Annotated in this window: 21 protein-coding genes; 1 reads left to right on the top strand and 20 read right to left on the bottom strand. The window is 60.6% G+C overall.

The window, feature by feature from the left end; genetic code table 11:
- Positions 1-252 precede the first annotated feature (252 nt).
- Positions 253-1,749: a hypothetical protein gene (locus HTY61_RS17055; protein WP_175277927.1), complete on the bottom strand. Its 1,497-nt coding sequence runs from the start codon at positions 1,747-1,749 to the stop codon at positions 253-255.
- Positions 1,750-1,980: 231 nt separating this feature from the next.
- Between HTY61_RS17055 and HTY61_RS17050 the strand changes: the two genes are divergently transcribed.
- The gene (locus HTY61_RS17050) at positions 1,981-2,145 is read left to right on the top strand and encodes a hypothetical protein (protein ID WP_175277926.1); all 165 of its coding nucleotides are present in this window, start codon (positions 1,981-1,983) and stop codon (positions 2,143-2,145) included.
- A 7-nt stretch (positions 2,146-2,152) separates the two neighbouring features.
- Here the strand turns inward: HTY61_RS17050 and HTY61_RS17045 are convergent, their stop codons facing one another.
- The 19 genes from HTY61_RS17045 to HTY61_RS16955 all read right to left on the bottom strand — a co-directional run bounded on the left by HTY61_RS17045 (position 2,153) and on the right by HTY61_RS16955 (position 20,958).
- Positions 2,153-2,350: a hypothetical protein gene (locus tag HTY61_RS17045; protein ID WP_175277925.1), complete on the bottom strand. Its 198-nt coding sequence runs from the start codon at positions 2,348-2,350 to the stop codon at positions 2,153-2,155.
- 41 nt (positions 2,351-2,391) lie between these two features.
- Positions 2,392-3,717: an NAD(P)/FAD-dependent oxidoreductase gene (locus HTY61_RS17040; protein WP_175277924.1), complete on the bottom strand. Its 1,326-nt coding sequence runs from the start codon at positions 3,715-3,717 to the stop codon at positions 2,392-2,394.
- An 86-nt stretch (positions 3,718-3,803) separates the two neighbouring features.
- The gene (locus HTY61_RS17035; protein WP_175277923.1) at positions 3,804-4,355 is read right to left on the bottom strand and encodes a hypothetical protein; all 552 of its coding nucleotides are present in this window, start codon (positions 4,353-4,355) and stop codon (positions 3,804-3,806) included.
- Between the two features lie 3 nt (positions 4,356-4,358).
- Positions 4,359-4,754: a RidA family protein gene (locus HTY61_RS17030; RefSeq protein ID WP_175277922.1), complete on the bottom strand. Its 396-nt coding sequence runs from the start codon at positions 4,752-4,754 to the stop codon at positions 4,359-4,361.
- A complete protein-coding gene (locus HTY61_RS17025; RefSeq protein WP_175277921.1) occupies positions 4,751-5,686 on the bottom strand; it encodes a hypothetical protein in 936 nt (311 codons plus the stop codon). Before HTY61_RS17025 ends, HTY61_RS17030 begins: the two co-directional genes overlap by 4 nt.
- 6 nt (positions 5,687-5,692) lie before the next feature.
- Positions 5,693-6,457, bottom strand: coding sequence for an SDR family NAD(P)-dependent oxidoreductase (locus tag HTY61_RS17020; protein WP_175277920.1), 765 nt, complete (start codon positions 6,455-6,457; stop codon positions 5,693-5,695).
- A 46-nt stretch (positions 6,458-6,503) separates the two neighbouring features.
- Entirely contained in the window at positions 6,504-7,409 is a 906-nt protein-coding gene (locus tag HTY61_RS17015) for a DMT family transporter (protein ID WP_246272843.1), read from the bottom strand.
- Complete coding sequence (proC, locus tag HTY61_RS17010) at positions 7,406-8,221, bottom strand: pyrroline-5-carboxylate reductase (RefSeq protein ID WP_175277919.1); 816 nt, start codon at positions 8,219-8,221, stop codon at positions 7,406-7,408. The genes HTY61_RS17015 and proC overlap by 4 nt, the downstream gene beginning before the upstream one ends.
- Before the next feature lie 8 nt (positions 8,222-8,229).
- Positions 8,230-9,489, bottom strand: a complete 1,260-nt coding sequence (locus HTY61_RS17005; protein ID WP_175277918.1) for an alpha/beta fold hydrolase — start codon at positions 9,487-9,489, stop codon at positions 8,230-8,232.
- A 10-nt stretch (positions 9,490-9,499) separates the two neighbouring features.
- Entirely contained in the window at positions 9,500-10,480 is a 981-nt protein-coding gene (locus HTY61_RS17000) for an alpha-ketoacid dehydrogenase subunit beta (RefSeq protein ID WP_197945328.1), read from the bottom strand.
- Positions 10,477-11,541, bottom strand: coding sequence for a thiamine pyrophosphate-dependent dehydrogenase E1 component subunit alpha (locus tag HTY61_RS16995; RefSeq protein ID WP_175277917.1), 1,065 nt, complete (start codon positions 11,539-11,541; stop codon positions 10,477-10,479). Before HTY61_RS16995 ends, HTY61_RS17000 begins: the two co-directional genes overlap by 4 nt.
- A 50-nt stretch (positions 11,542-11,591) precedes the next feature.
- A complete protein-coding gene (locus HTY61_RS16990; RefSeq protein WP_175277916.1) occupies positions 11,592-12,293 on the bottom strand; it encodes a GntR family transcriptional regulator in 702 nt (233 codons plus the stop codon).
- A gap of 101 nt (positions 12,294-12,394) precedes the next feature.
- Positions 12,395-13,144 carry an amino acid ABC transporter ATP-binding protein gene (locus HTY61_RS16985; protein ID WP_175277915.1) on the bottom strand — a complete coding sequence of 250 codons (750 nt, stop codon included), beginning with the start codon at positions 13,142-13,144 and terminating at the stop codon, positions 12,395-12,397.
- A 10-nt stretch (positions 13,145-13,154) separates the two neighbouring features.
- Positions 13,155-14,255, bottom strand: a complete 1,101-nt coding sequence (locus tag HTY61_RS16980) for an amino acid ABC transporter permease (RefSeq protein ID WP_175277914.1) — start codon at positions 14,253-14,255, stop codon at positions 13,155-13,157.
- Positions 14,256-14,285: 30 nt separating this feature from the next.
- The gene (locus HTY61_RS16975; RefSeq protein WP_175277913.1) at positions 14,286-15,455 is read right to left on the bottom strand and encodes an ABC transporter permease subunit; all 1,170 of its coding nucleotides are present in this window, start codon (positions 15,453-15,455) and stop codon (positions 14,286-14,288) included.
- A 63-nt stretch (positions 15,456-15,518) separates the two neighbouring features.
- The gene (locus tag HTY61_RS16970; RefSeq protein ID WP_175277912.1) at positions 15,519-16,559 is read right to left on the bottom strand and encodes an amino acid ABC transporter substrate-binding protein; all 1,041 of its coding nucleotides are present in this window, start codon (positions 16,557-16,559) and stop codon (positions 15,519-15,521) included.
- Between the two features lie 756 nt (positions 16,560-17,315).
- Positions 17,316-18,464, bottom strand: a complete 1,149-nt coding sequence (locus HTY61_RS16965) for a CaiB/BaiF CoA transferase family protein (RefSeq protein ID WP_175277911.1) — start codon at positions 18,462-18,464, stop codon at positions 17,316-17,318.
- A 1-nt stretch (position 18,465) separates the two neighbouring features.
- A complete protein-coding gene (locus HTY61_RS16960; RefSeq protein WP_175277910.1) occupies positions 18,466-19,668 on the bottom strand; it encodes an acyl-CoA dehydrogenase in 1,203 nt (400 codons plus the stop codon).
- A 36-nt stretch (positions 19,669-19,704) separates the two neighbouring features.
- Positions 19,705-20,958 (bottom strand): NAD(P)/FAD-dependent oxidoreductase, encoded by a 1,254-nt coding sequence (locus HTY61_RS16955; RefSeq protein ID WP_175277909.1) that lies wholly within the window; start codon positions 20,956-20,958, stop codon positions 19,705-19,707.
- Between the last annotated feature and the right edge of the window lie 289 nt (positions 20,959-21,247).

Here is a 21,247-nt window from a genome sequence, read left to right as displayed (position 1 = left end):
GGATGATGGTTTTCGGTGCCGGTCGTGCGGTAGCCCGAGCCGCCATGCGCCCGATTCCGGCCTAATTCCGGCGCTCCATATTCGGAGGAGACAATCCCATCCGATACGGCACCAATACCCGGAAAATTATCGCGGCTTGGCGAAAAGCTCGGATCTTTGTACGAGAACACATATCTCTGAATACGGAGTGTCAGAGATTCTCTACTGAAGATCAACGGGTTGCGGAGATTGGAGGTCCCGATTTCCTGTATGCTATCCTCTCTTCCGCCCCTTCGCCCTCTTCTTCCTCGCCATCTTCTCGAAATCCAGTCCGCGAAACACCGAGTAGTCGATCTCGGGGTTGAGCGGCAGGCGCACCATCTCCCGCGCCCGGGTTTCGCTGATCGCCTTGAAGCCGTAATTGTCGTGCTCATCAGTGCCGACCGTGTGGCCCGCCTGCATCCGCCGATCGCGCGGATCGATCTTCGCGTCGCGCATGTCCTCGATGTTTCCTGCACGCAGCGAATGGAAGACCTCGCGCCGCCCCTTCTCGATCCCGGCCCTCAGGAACAGGCGCTGCATGTAGGACGACGCGCTCTTGCTCGGGTCCTTCAGTTTCATGAGCTCGGCAAACAGGAACCTGTCGCCCTGCGCTCTCGCCCATTCGATGAAGCCGATTTCCTTGAGGAAGCCATGCAGGACGAAGAAGCCCGTGCTGGCATCCGTCTTGAACGGCACGCGCTTCCAGACACCATTCTGCTTGACGATGCCGTCCGTCTCCGCGACCCAGACGCCCGGATATTTCTCGCGAATGTCGTTGCCCGTCAGGTGGACCAGAAGACCGAGCCTGCGGCCCGTCAGGTGCCCCAGCAAGGGCAGCATGGCCTCGTCGAGCAGCCCGCTCTCCACGCCCGTACGGAAGATCGACGAGATCGCCGCGGCACTGAGCGGCTGGGACGATTTCGGGCGCGCGGCCGTGCGCGGATAGTGAAGCCGGACCTTGTCGAACGGATTCCTGAAATCATGCTCCTGCGCGCCGTGGGAAACGACAGTCCGGACGATCCACACATAGCCGTTCTTCAGCGAACTCAGCGAAATCGGTTTCAGGTGAAGATCCCGGTTGTCCCCGATGATCGCGCGCGCACTCTTGCCCTCCGGGCGCTTGTTGTTGTCGCCCGGCCAGAACTGCAGCAGCCGCACATAGGCCTGCAGGTCCCCGGCCTTGTAGGTATCGATCGGATGATCGCCGATCAGCTCGGCAAACAGCGCCGCCCTGCGCCGCGCCGTGCGGATGTCCTTGCTGTTCTCGCCCGCCTGGACGGCCCAGGACGCGAAATAGGCTTCCGCGACCTCGCTGAAACGCGGAAGCCGGGATGCAGGCCTCGGCACGAAACGACGGTCTTCGTCGAGCGGGTCCGCTTCCGGCTTCGGGTGCGCATCGCCTGTCTCTGGACCAACCATCGGGGCGGGACCGGGAACGCCGATGGCTTCCTTGTGATAATCGTCGTGCGAATACAGCTTTCCGGCATCCGGAACCGATGGTGCACTGACACGCTCTGGCTGCGGCGGAAAAGTTTTCCGCGGCCCGGCGGCATCGGTTTCCTGCTGCGGTGGCACTGTCGTCATCAGCCTGTCGGCATGGCGTTGTGCGATCAGGTCGGCATTCTCCCTGACGATCGGGTTGCCGTCCTCGCCCCTTGCGATCTCGCGCCCGCCTCCGAGATCCTTCGGTATCCTGATCTGGAAAATGTAAACGGAACCTGAGCGCACGAGGTAAGGACCGGGGCCCCGGCCCGCACGACGGCGCGATTTGCCGTCGTCGGCCTCCTTGCGCGATACACCAAGCGATACACGGGACGATACACCGCGCGATACACCGACATCTCCTGCTATGGCAAAATGCTCCCGAAACGGGCGGCAGGGCCTGAAATCGACCGAAAATGCAGTTGCGGGCGGTGCGAAAAGTTTTCCAAGGTTTGCTATAGGATGATGCGGCAAGCCTTGCTGGGAAGCATCCTGCAGCGTGTTGAAATGCTGTCAGAATTGCAGCGAGCAAAAGGAATCGACCAGACACCATGTGTCGAACGGGCCGATAGCGAGGTCGCCCAGGATGTCGACTTCGCGCTGTTCACAATAGATCGCCACGACCTGAACACCGCCTGCTGAACGACCGTCATGCCGTTGTCCGCCCCTTGATCGCTGTCAGCATGTCTACCGCGCTGACTGCGGTGATCATGGTGCCAGCGTGCGCCGACGGTTCACGGTCAGCACAGCGACAAGGAGGCACGGCACGCATGATGAAGAAGACTACGGTCGTCAGCGTGCCGAGCACAAAGATAACCGGCAATATGATGATCGGGCAGGATGCCATGCCCCCCCCCGAAAACCGCTTCCGGAATCCGGCACGCCGGTTCAGGAAAGACCGAACCGGTCCATCGCCTGGTATGCCGGGAAAATGAGCCTGCCGACCCGTGTCTTGACTCCGTGCATCGAGATCGCACGGGTGCCGTGAACAACCTCTAACGGGATATCGTCAAGCGAGCATTTTCCGGCAGCGAACTCGCCGACGACCCGGCCGACATTCTGCGCCAGCGAGACGCCCCGCGTCGAAAAGCCGATCAGCGAGTAGATATCCCGGTCAAGCACCTGGAAAGACGGCAGGTAACTGTCGGTGATCGAGCAGTAACCCTCCCAGTAGGTCTCGAACTTCGGGGCGTGCGGACGCAACTGGGGGAACAGTTCGTAGAGGCGCTTGCGGGCGTGAGCGAGACCGTAGGCCTGCGCGCCGGGCACCGAGAAAACCGCGCCGCCGCAGATGATTCGTCCGTCCGCGTCGCAACGGCTGAACCCGCCGGACTTCCGCAGGTCGGTGAAGCAGGTTCGCTGCGGCAGCACCGTGTCCAGGATTTCCGGTGGCAGCGGCTCGGTGGCACAGTGATACAGTCGGACGTTGATGCCCGCTTTCTCCAGCCCCGGCGTCAGGTTGTCGGTATAGCCATTCGTGGCGATTACAACCTGGCGCGCGGTGACCCGGTGACCTTTGCAATGGACGACAGGATGCCCGTCCTCTCGCAGGACTCTGGAGACCGGACTGCGCTCGTTGATGACCACGCCATGGCTCCTTGCCGCACGGGCAAGGCCCTGGCAAAGGGCGTAGGGCTGCACCGTGGTCCCGGTGGGATTGCGCCACGCCGCCAGATATCCGTGTGCGCCCAGCGTTGGCTGCACGTCGGCACCATCGATCCATTCCACCACAACGCCAAGCGCCTTCCACTCGTCGTGAACGGCACGGATCTTGGCGAGGGCCTTTCGCGAGTGTGCAGGCTGGGCCCAACCGGATTGCGATGCATCGCAGGCAATGTCGTATTCGCGGATCTGCTCGAGCATCCGGCCTGGGCCTTCGGCGACGAGCGAAACCAGCTTGCGCCCCTTCTTCGGTCCGAGCAGCTTTTCAACCTGGCTGGGGCGCAAGGCGCCGGGAAAATGGGGAACGGCGTATCCGCCATTGCGCCCGGACGCGCCAACACCGACGATCCCCGCCTCAAGCACGCGGACAGAAAGGCCGGCCTTCGCGGCGTGCAGTGCGATGGACAGTCCAGCAAAACCGGCGCCGACCACGACCAGGTCCACATCGGCGTCTGCCTCGAGCGCGGGCGCATCCACACGCACTTCCCTCGACGTCCTCGCCCACAGGACACCCTGCATTTCAACATCCACGCGACTTGTGGCTGATCCCATGACCGGGCCTCTCCAATATCGGCGCCAGGGCGTGTCGCTGCCCGGCACGATCGATTCTCTGACTGTATGCCATGTTGCCGACGACCTCAGCCGGCAGCGTTTTTCTCGTCGAGCCTGCGGAAGTAGATCACCTCGACTTCACGCAGGACGTCCACGGGTTCGTCATCGTATACTTCCGAGAATGCGTTTCCCGCGCCGTCCTCCACCGAGATCGACCATTTGCCCGGATGCGGATTGAAGGTGCAATCGGGAAAATGCATGTGGTGGTGCCAATTGGCTCCTGCGGCGTCAATTTCGCGCAAGCGCGGCAACAGTGTCGAGGCGGCAACCTCCGGATTATCGCCGCCCGAAGTTGCCGAAGCGTCGAGAATATCATCGCCATGGAGCATCTTCACCAATTCCTTGTCGACCTCGGGAAAACCGTGGGAATAGGCGAGATATGTCACATCGTCGGTGTCGTCCTCGATCACCAGGGCATATCGATCGGGCCGCGGATTGAAATCGCAGCCCGGTGAAAGGACATGCGAATGCCATCGCTTGCCGGCGAGGGCGAGTGACTCGGCAAGGCCGAGACACTCGTCCAGCGGAACGATCCGGTAGACGATCTCGCGGTGGATGACCTCGCTGCCGTCCGCCATCGATCAGCTACCGCAGCCGATAACGGCGGTGGCCGAGATTTCCACCTTCACGTCCGGCACCGGGAAGGCAACCACGAGGGCGGCATTTGTCGGGCGGATGTCGCCGAAGATCTTGCCCAGTTCCGGACCGATGGCAGTAAACACCTCCGGCTCCGTTACATATGTTGTGATCTGGACCACGTCCTTGAGCGAGCCGCCCGCTTTCTCGAGCGCCGGCTCGATGTTCTTGATGACTTGGCGAAGCTGCTCGACCGGGTCAGCGGACATTTCGCCGGTGGCGAAGTCCATGCCTATCGTACCGGAGATGAAGACGGTGTCGCCAACCTTCACCGCACGGGAATAGCCGTAGGCCTCCTCGAACTTCGAACCGGAGGAAATGTTCTGGCGCTTTGCAGTCATTGGTATGCCTTTCGCAACGAGTCTGTCTTCCCAAGGGTATCCAGCGTGACCTCGTTGAATGGCCACCACTGGATGTAGAGATCGAGCCACGCGGCGACGCGGCCGGTGAAGAGAACACCTTCGGCAAGTACGTCCGCGACCGGATCGGCGCCGTCGAAACATTCGATGAGTTTTTCAAGGATCGCGGCGGTGTCGTTCATGTGACAAAAACCGCCGACGCGAGTGATCGCCGCCTCGATGGTGAACCGCGCTATGTCGCACTTCTGTGCATCGCTCAGGCTTTCGCCCGCATTCCACAGTCGCCAGAGCAATTCATGCGCCTTGCGCAATTCTCCTTCGGCCATGACGAGAGGCCCGAACGGAATATTGAGACCGCGCCGCGCCAGCAGTGCGCGCACGTCCGCTGTTTCACCGGCCCAGGCGTCGAGACGCGCCGCCCTGACCTGTTTTAGCGCGGGAGAGCCGGCTGCGATTTCGGTTTCCACGTACGCCGCGGCATCAGGCTCGGCCGGACGCGCCCCCCCCTTCAGATAGACATCCGCAGTGAAAATTTCCCCGCCGTGCCCGCGACGCTGGCGCTCGGCGTAGTCGCGCAGCCATTCGACATCGCCGCGCAGCTTGCCGAGGTAGTTGACCGCCGCAGTTTCTGCCTGGAGTGGTGCATAGGTGATTTCAAGGTACTGGCGCTCTGGCCAGAAGAAGAACGAACCAGCCGGCATGTCGAGCACGTCGGATGCCTCCTCCACCCCCTCGATGAAGGGTACCGGCCACATGATGTGACTGCCGGCGATCTTGGCGCAATGAATGTCGACACGCGCGGGCAGCGCCTCGATTACCTTTGCCAAGGTGCGTGGGCACCGGGAATGGTCAAGCGCGATCTCGTGTTCGACGCCGTCGACCCTGAATATGAGGGTATGTTGCTCGCCGCCCATGACTCGTCAGCCCAGGATGTAACCGTTTGCAAGCCAGCCTCCGTCGACCGGCAAGACGTGCCCGGTGGTGAAACCGGCATCCGCTCCGGCAAGATAGAAACAGGCGGCAGCAATTTCCTCGGGCTCGGCCAGGCGCCCGAGCGGCGTGCGGCCCTGCACACCCGTCAGGTTGTAGATCCCCCTGTCGATGAGGTCCTGTACCATCGGTGTGCGAACCCCGGTCGGCGCAACGGCATTTACGCGCACCCCGTACGGGCCCCACTCGACGGCAAGGCTCTGCACCAGATTGTGCACAGCACCCTTGGAGGCGCAGTAGGCCGTACGCTGCGGTGCACCGCCGGAGCCATAAACCGAGCCGATCATGATGATACTGCCGTGGCCCTGCTCGATCATGACACGGCCGGCGGCCTGCGCGGCAAGCCAGGTTCCGATAACATTGACCTCAAGCGTTTGGCGAAACTTGTCCAGGTCCGCGTCAACGGCGGGTTCCACCGAGACGATCCCCGCGGATGTCACGACACAGTCAATTCCGCCGAACGTCTCGACCGTGGCGGACACCGCCTTGTTCATGGTTTCCGGCTCGGTAACCGAACCGGCGAAGCAGATCGAGCCGGGTTCGGGGTTCAACTCGCCGGCGACTTCGCGTACGGCCTCCTCGTTGAGATCGAACAGGCAGACACCGTAACCTTCCGCGTTGAAACGCAAGGCCACCGCCTTGCCGATGCCGCTACCTGCACCCGTGATGAGCACCGATTTGCGCTTGTCCTGCATGGATATCCTGCCTGCCGTTCGTGTTTCTGAAAAATTATGTAATATGTTATATCGTATTGCAAGAAGAATTCGACTGCTGCCGGACACGTTCGCGGTACGCGACGAACAGGCCGCTTCCGACCACCAGAATGCCGCCGATGAAGCTCCTGCCGTCGGGCATGTCCCTGAACACGACCCAGCCGACAACGACCGCCCACACGAGCTGAAAGTAGTTGAAAGGTTGCAGGAATGCGGCCGGGGCAATGCTCAGCGCGGTGATGAGGCAATAGTGACCGGCCATCGACATCACGCACAGAAGCGCCAACCAGAGGGCGTCCTCGCTCTCGAAGTTCGTCCACGTCCACGGGGCGGTCGCGGTCATGATGACAGCGCCCACGACACACACGTAGAAGAACGAGGTCGACGGGCTGTCCTGGTTGCCGCATAGCCGCGTCAGGATCTGGTAGATCGCATACAGGAGCGCAGCGACAAGCGTATAGATCGCGCCGATCTCGACGACGTCGAGCCCCGGCCGCAGGATGATGACAATGCCGAGAAAGCCGACCACCAGAGATGTCCACCGCCGCCAGCCGATCGTTTCTCTCAGAAGGATGCCGGCAAGCGCGGTCGCGATCAGCGGATAGCACTGGAACAGGGTCATAGACTCCGCCAGGCCAAGAGTCCGGTACGCCATCGCCATGAGTGCAATTTCAAGCAGCAGTACAATCCCGCGCGCAACTTGCAGCAACGGCCGCGAGCTGCGCATCACCGGGCCGATCCCGGCGCGACGCACCGCGAACGAGATTCCGAAAGCGGCGAAGGCACAATAGCGCACAAGGACGATCGAGGCGACCGGGTAATTCGCCACAAGATGCTTGGTGATCGCGTCCTGAACGGCGAAGATCAGCGTTGTGGCCATTATCATCGCCACGCCGAGCGCGAGGCGATCGCCGGACGGGGCCGACTGGATCAATTCGTCCGGCCCAGCTCGACCGATCGATCACGTGCTGCACCGACCGCTTTTTCTAGCAGCGGCGACAGCCCGTCATCGGCCATGAGAACTGCGAGTGCGGCAGCCGTAGTGCCGCCGGGACTGGTAACCTTCCGCCGCAAGGTCGCCGGATCGTCTTCAGCCTGAGTGGCAAGACGGGCGGCACCCTCCACCGTTTTCAGCGCCATGCGCGCAGATAGATCCGCCGGCAGCCCGGCCTTTTCGCCGGCGCGCGCCAACGCCTCGATGAAATTGAACACGTAGGCAGGGCCGGAACCGGAAACCGCAGTCACCGCGTCCATCAGCCCTTCCTCTTCCACCTCGACGACCATGCCGCAGGAACCGAGCAGAACCTTCGCGGCATCGATCTGTTCCGGCGTGACGCGAGCATTGGCATAGACCGCCATGACGCCTTGACCGATCGCCGCCGGCGTATTCGGCATGCAGCGCACGATCGCGGGTTTACCACCCAGCAAGGCGGCAATCGCTTCTGAGGTCACGCCGGCGGCAACGGAGAGGAACACGGCGCCTTCGCCTACCCGCGACGAATAGGCGGGAAGCACGTCGGCGAATAGCTGCGGCTTGATCGCGAACACGACGATGTCCGCCTCGTATCCGGCGGGAAATTCATCCGGATGCGCATGAACTTCAACCGGCAGATCGGCAAGACGCCCGCGCAGGCCCTGCGCGGGCTCTACCACGCGGACCCGTGGCGCGTCGTCCAGCGACAGCCAGCCTTGCAGCATGGCAAAGCCCATATTGCCGCAACCGACGAGAAGAATGTTCTTGTCCAAGATCCCACCTAGCCGTTTCGCAAGAGTTCGTTGATGAGCCGCGCGGTCACCTGCGGGGTCTCGAGTTGTGGGACATGTCCGGCTCCCTTCAGAAGATGCAGAGCCACGGTGCCGGGCGCATGAAAGGCATGCGCAGACGGAATGATGCGGTCGCCGAGTCCCCATATGATCTTGGCGGGAACGGGGAGATCCGCCAACAGATCTGTCAGCCCCATCGACTGCGTGCCATCGGGAAAGATTCCGGCCGCCATGTGCCGCAACTTGGCTTGGGTATCGGCCTGCTGCCACTGGCGCAGGAGCACCTGGGCATAGCCGTCGGGCAAGGCAAAATCGTGCCCGGTCATGACATCGAGCCATGGCTCCAGGCTTGGTACGCTACGCGCATTGATCAACCCGTCGATGAAACCGCCGTTGATTTCCGGGCCAAGGCCTGCAGGCGCGATCAGGCACATGGAGTTGACCGCGATGCGGCCGAGGCCCCACGTCGCCAGAGCCACCGCTCCGCCGAGAGAATGCCCGACGAAGTGTGCACGGGTGATGCCGCGTCCCTCCAGTTCCTCCGCAACCGCGGTTACCACCGCTTCGAAATTGGCCTCCGGCGCGTGCGTCGAGGAACCGTGTCCGGGCAGGTCGACCAGGACCGGCTCCACGGACCGGTCGATCAGCGGCACGACACGGCTCCAGCTGGACTTGTCGGCCCCGAAACCGTGCAGGAACACGACCGGCATCCGGTCCGTGGCCGCTGCAATCGAAGGCGCGGAAGGCTGCACCGCGGCGGCATCGTCAAGATCGCGCAACCTGATGCGACCGCGCGGGCCGGACCCGGCTATGCGCGCAAGATCTATGCCGCGTTCGCGAGCAACCCGCCGCGCCAGCGGCGAGGCTACGATGCGAGAGCCCGGCGAGCGCACGGCCACGGCCGCGGCGTGGGCCGGCTGTTCCGTGGCAGGCTGCGACGCGGAAGCGGAGGCCTGGGCGTGCGGAGTCGCGGCTCGGCTTTGCACCGGCTGCTCCGCCACATCCGGCTTCTCGTCGCTGATATTGCCAAGGACAGCGCCAATGGGCGCCTCCTCGCCGGGCCGGTAGAAGACTTCTGCAAGATAACCGGAATGATCGGCCTCGATTTCCGACGCCGCCTTCGCAGTTTCAACAACGACGACGACTTCGCCTGCGTCGACCTTATCACCAGGCTGATGTTTCCACTCAACCACGACGACGCTTTCCATGTATTCGCCGCCAGCGCTATCGAGCATGATCGGATGAGACATCGCTCGGCCCTCACGCCAGTGTTTTCAGGGATGCCGCGACGATCTTTTCGGCATTCGGCAAAACGGCCATTTCCAGCGGCTCGCTATAGGGAATGGGCATATCAGGTAGGGAAACACGCGCGACCGGTGCATCCAAATCATCGAAACAATGATCCATAATTGTCGCGGACAGTTCCGCGCCATAGCCACAAAAGGCCCACCCCTCGTTGACGACGACGGCGTTGTTTGTCTTGGCCAGCGATATCTTGATCGCCTCAAGGTCAAGCGGCTTGAGCGAGCGAAGATCGATCACTTCGGCGTTGACACCCTTCTCCTGAAGAAGTTCGGCCGCCTTGATGCTCTCGTGCACCATGCGCGAGGTCGCGAAGATTGAAATATCGGCACCCTCGCGCACCACCTTGGCCTTACCCAGGGGTACCAACACATCGTCGCCTTCCGGCACATCGGAGCGCAGATTGTAGAGCAACTTGTGCTCAAGGAAGACCACAGGCTGGTCGTCACGAATCGCGGATTTCAGCATGCCTTTCGCGTCAGCGGGATCGGCAGGGGCGACAACCTTGATGCCGGGAATATGCGCGAGCATGGAATCGAGCGCCTTGGAGTGTTGCGCACCCGCTCCGGCACCACCACCACCCTGTGTACGCAGGACGAAAGGCATCTTTACCTGACCATTCCAGATATACTCGTAGATCGAAGCCTGGTTCACCAGCGCATCGAGTGTCAGGGGCAAGAAATCGGCATACATGATTTCGAGCACCGGCCGCGTACCTGTCATTGCCGCACTCACGGCCATCGCTGTCATCGCCTGCTCGGAAATCGGCGTATCTCGTACACGCAAAGCTCCGAACTCATTCTGCAGATCACGTGTAACCTTGAACACGCCGCCGTAACGCCCGATGTCTTCACCGAACAGGAACACCGTTTCATCACGCGTCATTTCCTCGCGCAGCGCCGCATTGAGCGCCTCCGCATACCGCATCAACGCCATCATGCAACCTCGCCATATGCCGCGTGGGGACGGAATACCTCGAACTCCGGCATCGGGTCCGAAAGGGCCTTCTCGAACGCGGTGGAAACCTCTTCAGCAGCGGAAGCCGCCAGCTTGGCCAGCGCATCCTCTCCGACCGGCTTCTTCAGGGCCTCATAGGCGATCTTCAGCGGATCCCGTTTCTTCCAGTCCGCAATGTCTTCGGGGGATTGGTACCCCCCCATGTCAGAGGTGGAGAAACCTTCCAGCCGGTAGGTCTTGGCCTCTACCATACCTGGCCCTTCGCCGCGGCGGGCACGCTCGGTCATCTCGGCAACGGCACGATAGACCGCCACGACATCGTTGCCATCGACGATAATCGAGGGAATCGCGTATCCAGCGGCGCGAATGCTAATATCATCCACTGAAGATTGCATATTGGTATCAACAGTCAGGCCATACTGATTGTGCTCGAGCACGAAGATGACCGGCAACTTCCATAGGCTCGCCATATTCATCGCCTCGTGGCATATGCCGGTCTGGGCGGCCCCGTCGCCGAAGATGCACATTGAAACCGAGTTTCGCCCAAGCATCTGAATCGAAAGGGCCGCACCGGCAGCAGCGGGGATCCCCGCACCAACGATAGCATTGCCTCCGATCATGCCCTTGGATGCATCTGCAACGAGCATATGACCTGCCCGGCCGCCGCAGCTACCTGTGGCACGGCCGAATATCTCGGCGACGACTGGATACACGTCCAGCCCCTTGCCGATGTAGTGGGCGTGACCACGATGCGTACTCATGACGTAGTCATCGTCAGTAAGCATCGCGGTGGCACCGACGCCGATTGCTTCCTGACCATCACAACGGTGAATCGGCCCACGCGTCCTACCTTCCTTATGCAGCAAGCCCAACCGCTCCTCGAGCTGTCGAACGACGTGCATCTTGCGATACATCTCAATTTGCTCGTCGATTGATGGGGAATTCTTCATATAAACCCGTTCCACGCTATTTTTGTTATAACATGTAACACATAACGAACGAGCGCCGCAAGCATCATTCACGGACAAAACAAAGCCGGCCATGCGATTTGCCTGGCCGGCGGAAGGGTTCGGAAGTTGGAGCAGAAGTTCCCCTATTCTTTCGTGGCGCCAGCTTCGGCCCTGCTATGAATCATGCTCGCAAGCCACTCACTCGACGAACGGATGTCCTTGGCGATCGCCGCTTCCAGCTTGTCCGCATCCCTGGACTTTATCGCCTTGATGATATCGCGATGAATGTCGATGCCTACTTTGACCTTGCCGTATTCCGGATACAGCACGTTGAGGTAGGAGCCGATCATCAGCCAGCAGTTTTCGATCATCTTGCTGAGCTGCGGCATATTGGCAGCTTGGTAGATCGTGAAGTGAAACTTCCAATTGAGGGTCCGCAACGCAGCGTAATCCTTGACCGCGTCTGCCTTGATCAGATCCTCGTTGATACGCTCGAGGTCGCGCACGATCTCCGCGGTCAATCCGGTTACCGCCTCGCGCGCAGCAAGCCCTTCCAGCGCAATTCGGATGCGGGACACCTCCCGCAGCCGCTTCTCGTCGATCTCGGGCACACAGACCGTACCGTTCGGACGTGACTCCAATGCCCCCTCGGCAACGAGGTTATATAGCGCCTCGCGCGCTGGCGTCAGGCTAACGTTGAGAGCGTTGGCAACAGCACGAATAGTAAGCTTTTCGCCGGGCTTGAACTGGCCGGCCATAATGGCGGAACGCAACTGGTCCCGCACCATGGCACCAAGCGTTTCCTTGCGCTCGACCGGTGTAAAACTGTCTAGTGCAGAAGACATGCGATTATATCAGACCTTTCAGACAATCGAGACGTGAAAACAATAAGAATCATATTGCGCTTGGCATCTTTTCACCAAGAGGTCAGCCGCGCAATGCGTTGTCAATGCGACATAACCTGACTTAAAAATTCCCTTGTTCTTGGATGTTCGGGCGCGGTGAAGAACACGCCCGGTTCGGCTTCCTCGATGATCTGCCCCTTGTCCATGAATACGATGCGATCCGCGACCTTGCGGGCAAACGACATCTCGTGGGTCACGCAGACCATCGTCTGGCCATCCATGGCAAGTTCAATCATCACATCGAGGACCTCGGAGATCATCTCCGGATCAAGGGCAGAAGTGGGTTCGTCGAACAACATGATCCGCGGCATCATGCACAGCGAGCGAGCGATGGCGACACGCTGCTGCTGACCGCCCGACAACTCGCCCGGATACTTGTCGGCCTGTTCGGGAATGTGTACTCGCTCCAGAAACATCATTGCCCGCTCGACAGCCTCAGCGCGGGGCAACTTGCGCACCAGCATCGGGGCGAGAATGCAGTTCTCCAAGATCGTCATGTGCGGGAACAAGTTGAAATGTTGGAAAACCATGCCAACTTCAGATCGGATGGCGTCCATCCCCGATCCGCCCTCAACAATGTGATTGCCAAGCAGTACAATGTCGCCTGACTGGTGCTTTTCCAACTGGTTCATGCAACGGATCAGCGTTGACTTGCCCGAGCCCGACGGCCCACAAATGACGATACGTTCACCGTTGCGCACGGACAAAGAAACATCGCGAAGAGCGTGGTGCTGTTGATAGTATTTGTTCAGCCGCCTCACCTCGATAGCGTTTTCGTTTTTCATCAGCATTCGCAGCCTCCTACAGCTTGCCCACACGCATCAGCCGCTCCAAATACGCACCGTAACGCGACAGGCTGAATACGAAGATGAAATAAACCAACCCGATGAACACGTAGACCTCGACGTAGGCGAAGGCCCACTCACCAGAGCCGTAGGCGGCATTGCCCGAGGCGAGAAACTCGAACAGTCCGACGATGATGATCAACGAGGTTTCCTTGAAAGTAATGACGAACTGGTTGATCGTCGGTGGGAGCGCCCGACGAAACGCCTGCGGCAGAATGATCCGCGTCATCCGCTGCCAATAGCTGAGACCGAGCGCCTTGGACGCCTCTTCCTGTCCGACAGGCAGAGATTGGATGCCACTACGGATGATCTCAGCCTGATAGGCAGCGAAAAATAACGCCATGCCGCCGATCACCCGGTACAGCTTGTCGCCCAGAAGCCAACTTGGAACCACGACCGGGACCACAACCGCGACAGTGAACAGGATCGTAATCAGAGGCAGCGAGCGCACTGTATCGATGACGAGGCCGATGGGCACAGATATGAACGGGAACGCTGAGCGCCGCATCAGCGCAAACGCGATTGCCATCGGCATGCCGATCAGGGCGACACTGGCAAATATGAAAATCGTAAGCGACAGCCCGCCCCATTGTTCCTCTGTTATCAGGGAAAGCCCGAAGACACCGCCCCGCATAAGCACAATGAAAGCCAAAAGACCACCGCCCCACATCGCCGCTAGCTTTCGCGCCGACCAGAAAGCGGGCATACACGAAAGGACGCCGACACCAATGACAATGATACAGGCGAGCGCGGAACGCCAATGCTCCTCGTAAGGGTAAAGGCCGAAGAACATTAATCGCCAGCGCGCGAAGATGACCGACCAGCAAGCCCCTTCGGCAGCTTGGCACGCCTGCGCCCCCCCCTCCACGGAAAAGATGGCATCCAGAAATGCCCAATGAAGCAGAGACCAGCCGATGTAGATGAAGGCCAACAGGCCGCCCAGAGTGATCAACGTGTTAGGAATGCTGCCGAAATATGCCGCGCGGAACTGCTCCAGACCACTCTGGCGCGGGGGCCGGATGTTGAGTTCGGCATCCCTATTTGTCGTATCCGACATGTCTCAGAATCCTTCCGGCAGGTCCGTGGCCTATTTTCGCGAACTCGGGCCCTTGATCGCGATTGAACGGTTGATCGCGTTCATCACCGAGCCCAGCGTGTAGTTGATCAACAAGAACCCGCCCATCAGCAGCAAAAGCAACTCGACTGTCTGGCCGCTCTGGTTGATCGATGTCGATATGACGAGAAAGAAGTCAGAGAAACCCACCGCGACACCAAGCGTCGTCGCCTTTATTAGCCAAACGTACTGGTTAGTTAGCGTCGGCAGAATGGCACGGATAGCGAGCGGCAGGCGCACCAGCGTAAAAATACGCCAAGGCCGCAGCCCCAAGGCCTTGGCAGCCTCGATCTGTCCCGGCTCCACGGCCAAGAAGCCCGCCCGGATGATCTCGCCAAGATAGGCGCCGCCGTACAGGGACATGGCGGTAAGAAGGGCCGCAAATTCCGAAGTCATGCGGAAGCCACCCTTAATGTTGAGGCCGCGCAACTCCGGGATAGTGACCAGTGGCACCCCTTCCAGGCGACCGGACGCGGCTATCGCAACCACAGCGACGCCCATTGTCAGTAAAATGAAAAAGGCGATCAGCTTCCGATACTCGTCGCCCCGCCCCTTTAGGCATCGTGTAACGCGCAGCCACAAGCTAATCACGATGCCGGCGACCAACACCAGGACACACAGCGCCAGCGCACCGTCGGATACATTCAATCCAGGAACGTAGAGGCCACGGGAGGAAAAGAATACCATGTCGGCGAAAGCGATCGCCTTGCGCGGTGGTGGCATGTGCGTGAACACCGCGTACCAGAAAAACGCCTGCAGGATCAGCGGCACATTACGGAAGGTTTCCACGTAGATGGTGCCCAGAGCGTTCAGAACCGGGTTGGCGGCGGTGCGCGCCACACCCGCCAAAACGCCGACAAGTGTTGCCAGCGCCAAACCGGAGAAACCGAGAAACAGCGTATTCGTCAGGCCGATCAGCAGGACCTTCCAGTAGGGGTCACTAATCGAATACGGGATCAGCGAAAAACTAATATCCCAACCGGTGCTGCGCCACAGGAAATCGAAGCCGGATACAATCCCCTGCCTCATCAGCTCCTGCTGGACGGAATAGACAAGAAATGAAAGCAAACACACAGTGGCGACCGCCAGCCCGGCCTGAATCCGCCTTGAGCCCAACCTGGTTACTAGTGATGCAAAGGTCATGCTTCGCGCCGTAAGAGTGTTTCGATGGCGGGGCCGGCGTTGCGGCCGACCCCGATAGCATCATCAGTCAACAAGGATCGGAAACAGCACACCCCCGTCGGACCACAGGCCGTTGATGCCGCGATCGAGACGGTAAGGGGATCCCTGACCCAGGTTGCGCTCCCAGAGTTCGTCGTAGTTGCCGAGCTTCTTGATGACATTGTAGGCCCAGTCATCATCAAGCCCCATGCGCGCACCGATTCCCGGGGTCGCGCCGAGCAGCTTACCCACGACCGGCGTCGGCGGGTTCGCCTTCATCTCGTCGACATTCTCGCTGGTGATACCATTTTCCTCGGCAGCCAATAGGGCTGACAAGGTGAAATTCATGATGTCGACCCAGCTATCATCTCCCTGACGCACCGCCATGGCGACCGGCTCAGCGGAAATCGTGTCCGGCAGGATGACGTGGGCCTCGGGATCTTCCGCTTTGAGCCGAACCACGGCAAGCTGCACATCCCACTGCGCGAATACGTCACAACGACCGGAGAGATAGGCGGCTTCGCTTTCTTCGGTCTTCTCTGTGGTCACGAATTCCATCGTGACATCGTTGGCCTTCAGATACTCGGCCACCGAACGTTCCGTGGAGGTGCCAGCGGGGACGCAGACCGTACCGCCATCGAGATCCTTGACCGACTGGGCGCCCAATTCTTTGGGTACCAGCATCTTGATCGGCGCCATCATGTAGATGTTGGAGAATTGCAAGCCCAGCTCGGTATCCCGCCCCATGGTCCAGCCGGTCGCCTTGATAATGACATCCAGCTCACCGGACTGGATGGATGGCCAGCGCTGCGCCCAGCTGGTGGGAAGAATTTTCAAGTGACCTTCATAGTCGCCAAAGATGGCAGTTGCCACGGCGCGACAAAGATCAATGTCAAAGCCCTTCCAGTTGCCCTTGTCGTCCACTTCGGCAAGGCCGAGGTACGAGCCGTTGTGTCCCGTGCAATGCAGCGCGCCACGCGCCTTCACCTCTTCAAGTGTCTTTCCGACTTCTGCCTGCGCGGGCGAAATCACAGTCCCGCCGATGAACACAGCGGCAGCCGCCGCCTTGAATATCACCTTAAACATGTTCTGCTCCTCGTCTGAATGCGGCGGCCATCTGTTCGCCTCTACTTCCTGTTACATGTTACATGTTATAACGAATTTCGATCCCGTCAACTTTTGATCGGATCCGGCGGCAATTTTTTTGACGCCGCGCCTCTTCTCTAGGGAAGCTCGACACGGAACACCTAGAGCACTCCATCCACCCAAATCGCTGAAAGAGTCTCTCGGTCAAAAAAGGGCTCCTCACGCCGGAGACAGAGAGGCTCACAGTCGCGCCATCGTGTTCGATGCTGTCAATGCACGGGAACCGAACAAGGCGGCGGCCGACGAGATTTTCGTCCACAACGCGCCCGACATTTTTGGTGACCTGCCCCCCAGCAAAATCCCTCATCATGATGTAGTGTCTTCCCACCCCTGAAGGTGCAGACGAGTGCGCAGACCGCCGCTGCAGGCCGATCCAAGGGCGCCGATGCCAAGCGGCAATCAGCCCTGCGAAAAGTTTTCCGACAACGTTTTAGACGACGGAAAATGACGGAATTAAAGGTGGTCCGGTTTAGCGCGACTGAGCCTCGCTCCCTTAGCTCGGATTGTCGGTTCCTGGAGTTCTCCGACTTCAATCCAGTACGATGCTCACCAGACGGTGATCCAGTGAAGAGAGCATGCCTTGCTTGATACCACCTCGAGCATGCTTGAGCATGAAGGCGACTGTTGTCGGAGAGCGAAGAGGATCGCGTCAGGAACTTCCACGCCTAGAGAAGTCGTATACTTGCAACTCGTATTTTACCGGCTCCACCCGTCTGCCCGGATTTCGGCGGAGTGCTCGCCGAGTTTTGGCGAGGGGCGGTCGGAGACCGGTGCCGGCGCGCCGGCAAAGCTGATCGGCGTGCGCACCCCGGGAACGCCTCCCGGCTCGATGCGCATGCCGCGGTGGATAACCTGGGGGTCGGAAAACACGTCGGCGACCGTGTTGATCGGTCCCGCCGGAACGACGGCTTCCTCCAGCGCCGCCAGCAGGTCGTCGCGGCGCCAATGGCCGGTTCTTTCCGAGATCATCGCCGTGAGGGCGGACCGGTTCGCCACGCGCTCGGAATTGGTGGCAAACCGCGGGTCGTCCGCGACGCCCTCGAGTCCGAGCACGCCGCACAGCCGGCCGAACTGGCCGTCATTGCCGACGGCGACGATCACCCAGCCGTCGGACACTGCGAATGTCTGGTAGGGCGCGATGTTGGGATGCGCGTTGCCCATCCTGCGCGGTGCGACCCCGGAGGCGAGGTAATTCATTGCCTGGTTGGCGAGCACGCCCGTCATGCAGTCCAAAAGCGCCATGTCGACATGCTTGCCCTTGCCGGTTCGCTCCCGTTCGGCAAGGGCGGCCTGGATGGCGATGACGCCGTAGAGCCCGGTGAAGATGTCGGCGAAGGCGACGCCGACCTTCTGCGGCTCGCCGTCCGGGTCGCCGGTCAGGTCCATGATGCCGCCCATTCCCTGGACCAGGAAGTCGTAGCCGGCGCGCGGCGCATAGGGACCGTCCTGGCCGAAACCGGTCACGGAGCAGTAGACGAGGCGCGGATTGTCCGCCGACAGGGAGGCGTAGTCGAGGCCGAACTTGGCGAGCCCTCCCAGCTTGAAATTCTCGACCACGACATCCGCCTCTGCTGCCAGGCGGCGCACCAGGGCGAGGTCGTCCTCGTTGCGGAAATCGGCTGTGACGGAGCGCTTGCCCCGGTTGCAGGCGTGGAAATAGGCGGCCGCCTTCTCGCCGTCGCGCTCTATGAAGGGCGGCCCCCAGCGCCGCGTGTCGTCGCCCTCGGGGCTTTCGACCTTGATGACGTCGGCGCCGAGATCGGCGAGCGTCTGGCCTATCCACGGTCCCGCGAGAATGCGGGCCAGTTCCAGCACCCGGAGGCCGGCGAGAGGCATCATATTCATCTCAGAAGAACGCCTGCAACCCGGTCTGCGCCCGTCCGAGGATCAGGGCGTGCACGTCATGCGTGCCCTCGTAGGTGTTGACCGTCTCGAGGTTCGCCATGTGGCGGAACACCTGGAACTCCTCGGAAATGCCGTTGCCGCCGTGCATGTCGCGCGCCATGCGCGCGATGTCGAGCGCCTTGCCGCAATTGTTCCGCTTGATGAGCGAGATCATCTCCGGCGCCGCATTGCCCTCGTCCATCAGCCGGCCGACGCGCAGCGCCGCCTGCAGGCCCAGCGCGATCTCCGTCTGCATGTCCGCGAGCTTTTTCTGGAACAACTGCGTCTGCGCCAGCGGCTTGCCGAACTGCCTGCGGTCTAGGCCGTATTGGCGCGCCGCGTGCCAGCAGAACTCCGCCGCGCCCATCGCGCCCCAGGCGATCCCGTAGCGCGCCCGGTTGAGGCAGCCGAACGGGCCCTTCAGCCCCTCCACGCCCGGCAGGAGCGCATCCTCGCCCACCTCGACATTGTCCAGCACGATCTCGCCCGTCACCGAGGTGCGCAGGGAAAGCTTGCCGGCGATCTTCGGCGCCGACAGGCCCTTCAGGCCCTTTTCCAGCACGAAGCCGCGGATCTTGCCGCCATGGGCCTCCGACTTCGCCCAGACGACGAAGACGTCGGCGATCGGCGCGTTGGATATCCACATCTTGGAGCCGTTCAGCACGTAGCCGCCGTCGCCCTTGCGCGCCGTGGTCTTCATGGAACCGGGATCGGAGCCGGCATCCGGCTCGGTCAGGCCGAAGCAGCCGATCCACTCGCCCGAGGCGAGCTTCGGCAGGTATTTCCGGCGCTGCTCCTCCGAGCCGTAGGCGTGGATCGGGTACATGACCAGCGAGGATTGCACGCTCATCATGGAGCGGTAGCCGGAATCGACACGCTCGACCTCGCGGGCGATCAGGCCGTAGGCAACATAGCTCGCGCCGGCACCGCCATATTGCTCCGGCACGGTGACGCCGAGCAGGCCCATCTCTCCCATCTCGGCGAAGATCGAGGGATCCACCGTCTCGTTGGCGAATGCCTCGATGACGCGCGGTTGCAGCCTGTCCTGCGCGAAGGCATGCGCGCCGTCGCGCAGCATGCGCTCCTCGTCGCTCAGCTGGCTGTCGAGGCGAAAAGGATCCTCCCAGGAAAACGAGCCGAGTTCCGGCGCGGTGACATTACTCATCGTTGTTTCTCCATTATATGCTCCGAAAGCAATCGCTTACAGAGAGCGAAACCGACGCGCAGAGAATGGTTCTGCGTTTGTAAACGTCTCCTCGCCGACAATCATTTCGGCGATCAGGCGCCCGGTCGCGGGCCCCAAGGTCAAACCATGATGCGCGTGTCCGAATGCGAACCATAGTCCCCGGTGACGAGGTGCAGGGCCTATGATCGGTAGCATGTCTGCCGTACACGGACGCGCGCCGAGCCAAGGTTCCGTATCCACGCGCTCGCCAAATCTAACCGTTTCCCGTGCAGTCTTCTCGGCGACGTCAAGCTGTACAGGCGATTTTGCCGCATCTCTCCGTGCGAATTCCGAACCAGTTGTCAGCCGGATACCATTCGTCATGGGCGCAAGCAGAAAGGCCATTTCCCGGTCTGCAAACCAATTCTGCAAGGGTGCATCTTCTTCAGGCCGGTAGTGAATCGAATACCCTCGCTGCACTGCGATCGGGAAGCGATACCCAAGCATTCTCACCAGATCCGTAGACCACGGACCGAGAGCTACAACTGCATCACGGGCGGACACAACGCCGCTACAGGTCATGACGCTCCACCGCCCGTCCGGGCCGCAGGTCAGTGTATGAGCATCACCCTGCAAATATTGTCCACCCAGCTTCCGAAAATACGCGAAATAGGCTCTCGTCAGTTCCAACGGATTTTTGACGGTCCAAGGATCCGTCCAACGGATTGCCCCTGCAAAGTCGATCTTCAGACTTGGCTCAATCATTCTGAGCTCGGCGGCTTCGACTCTGCTGCTTGCAATCTCGTATTCGCTCCTCAACCAATCGGCTTCGGCATATGCTTTTGTTAGTGCCTCGTCACTTCGGTATGCCTCGAGCCAACCGTTCCTGACGATCAGATGCTGCGCGCACGCTTTCTCGACAAGCAAGGCGTGCTCCGAAACCGAATGCGAAATGAACTGCGCATAGTCACGCACGATGGCTTGGTAATTCTTGGGGCGCGAATGCCACCAGTAGCGAACCAAGTACGGAATGAGCGGAGGGATATCACGCAGATGGTACCGCATGTCACGGCTGGTATTCAGCCCATATTTCAGGATTTGCCAGATTTTCTGGGGGAACGCATGCGGAAGGACCCCCTCACGCTGTATCAATCCAGCATTGCCTTTCGATGTTCCCTCGCCTGCTTCCCGGATATCAATAAGAAGAACAGACCGGTCACGCCGTGCCAGATGGATGGCGGCGCTGACACCGACTATTCCCGCTCCCAGAACGATCGTGTCGACATACATCTCGATTATGGCTCCTGAACCGCAAGAAATCGGGAGTGATGGCAATCGGGAGTCATTGTGCTCTTACCCGCCCGGTTGCATCATTGCGGCATGCACCGAGCCGGACACGGACGACCCATCGACATCTGCAAGCTCGTCATCATCTGGCAAAGTGAAGTATTTTGCACGACTTCCACAGCCCCCGCAGGGCAAGAGCGGACCTCGACTTCACATATCGACATTCGACCAATGCAGTCGTTACCGGCGGTCCAAGGAAGAAAGGCGCCCCATGTCGGTGCTCGAAATCGCC

The organism is Oricola thermophila (assembly GCF_013358405.1).
Lineage (GTDB): Bacteria > Pseudomonadota > Alphaproteobacteria > Rhizobiales > Rhizobiaceae > Oricola > Oricola thermophila.
The sequence above is the reverse complement of the archived record's forward strand: the minus strand, read 5'-3'. Positions and strand labels throughout refer to the sequence as shown.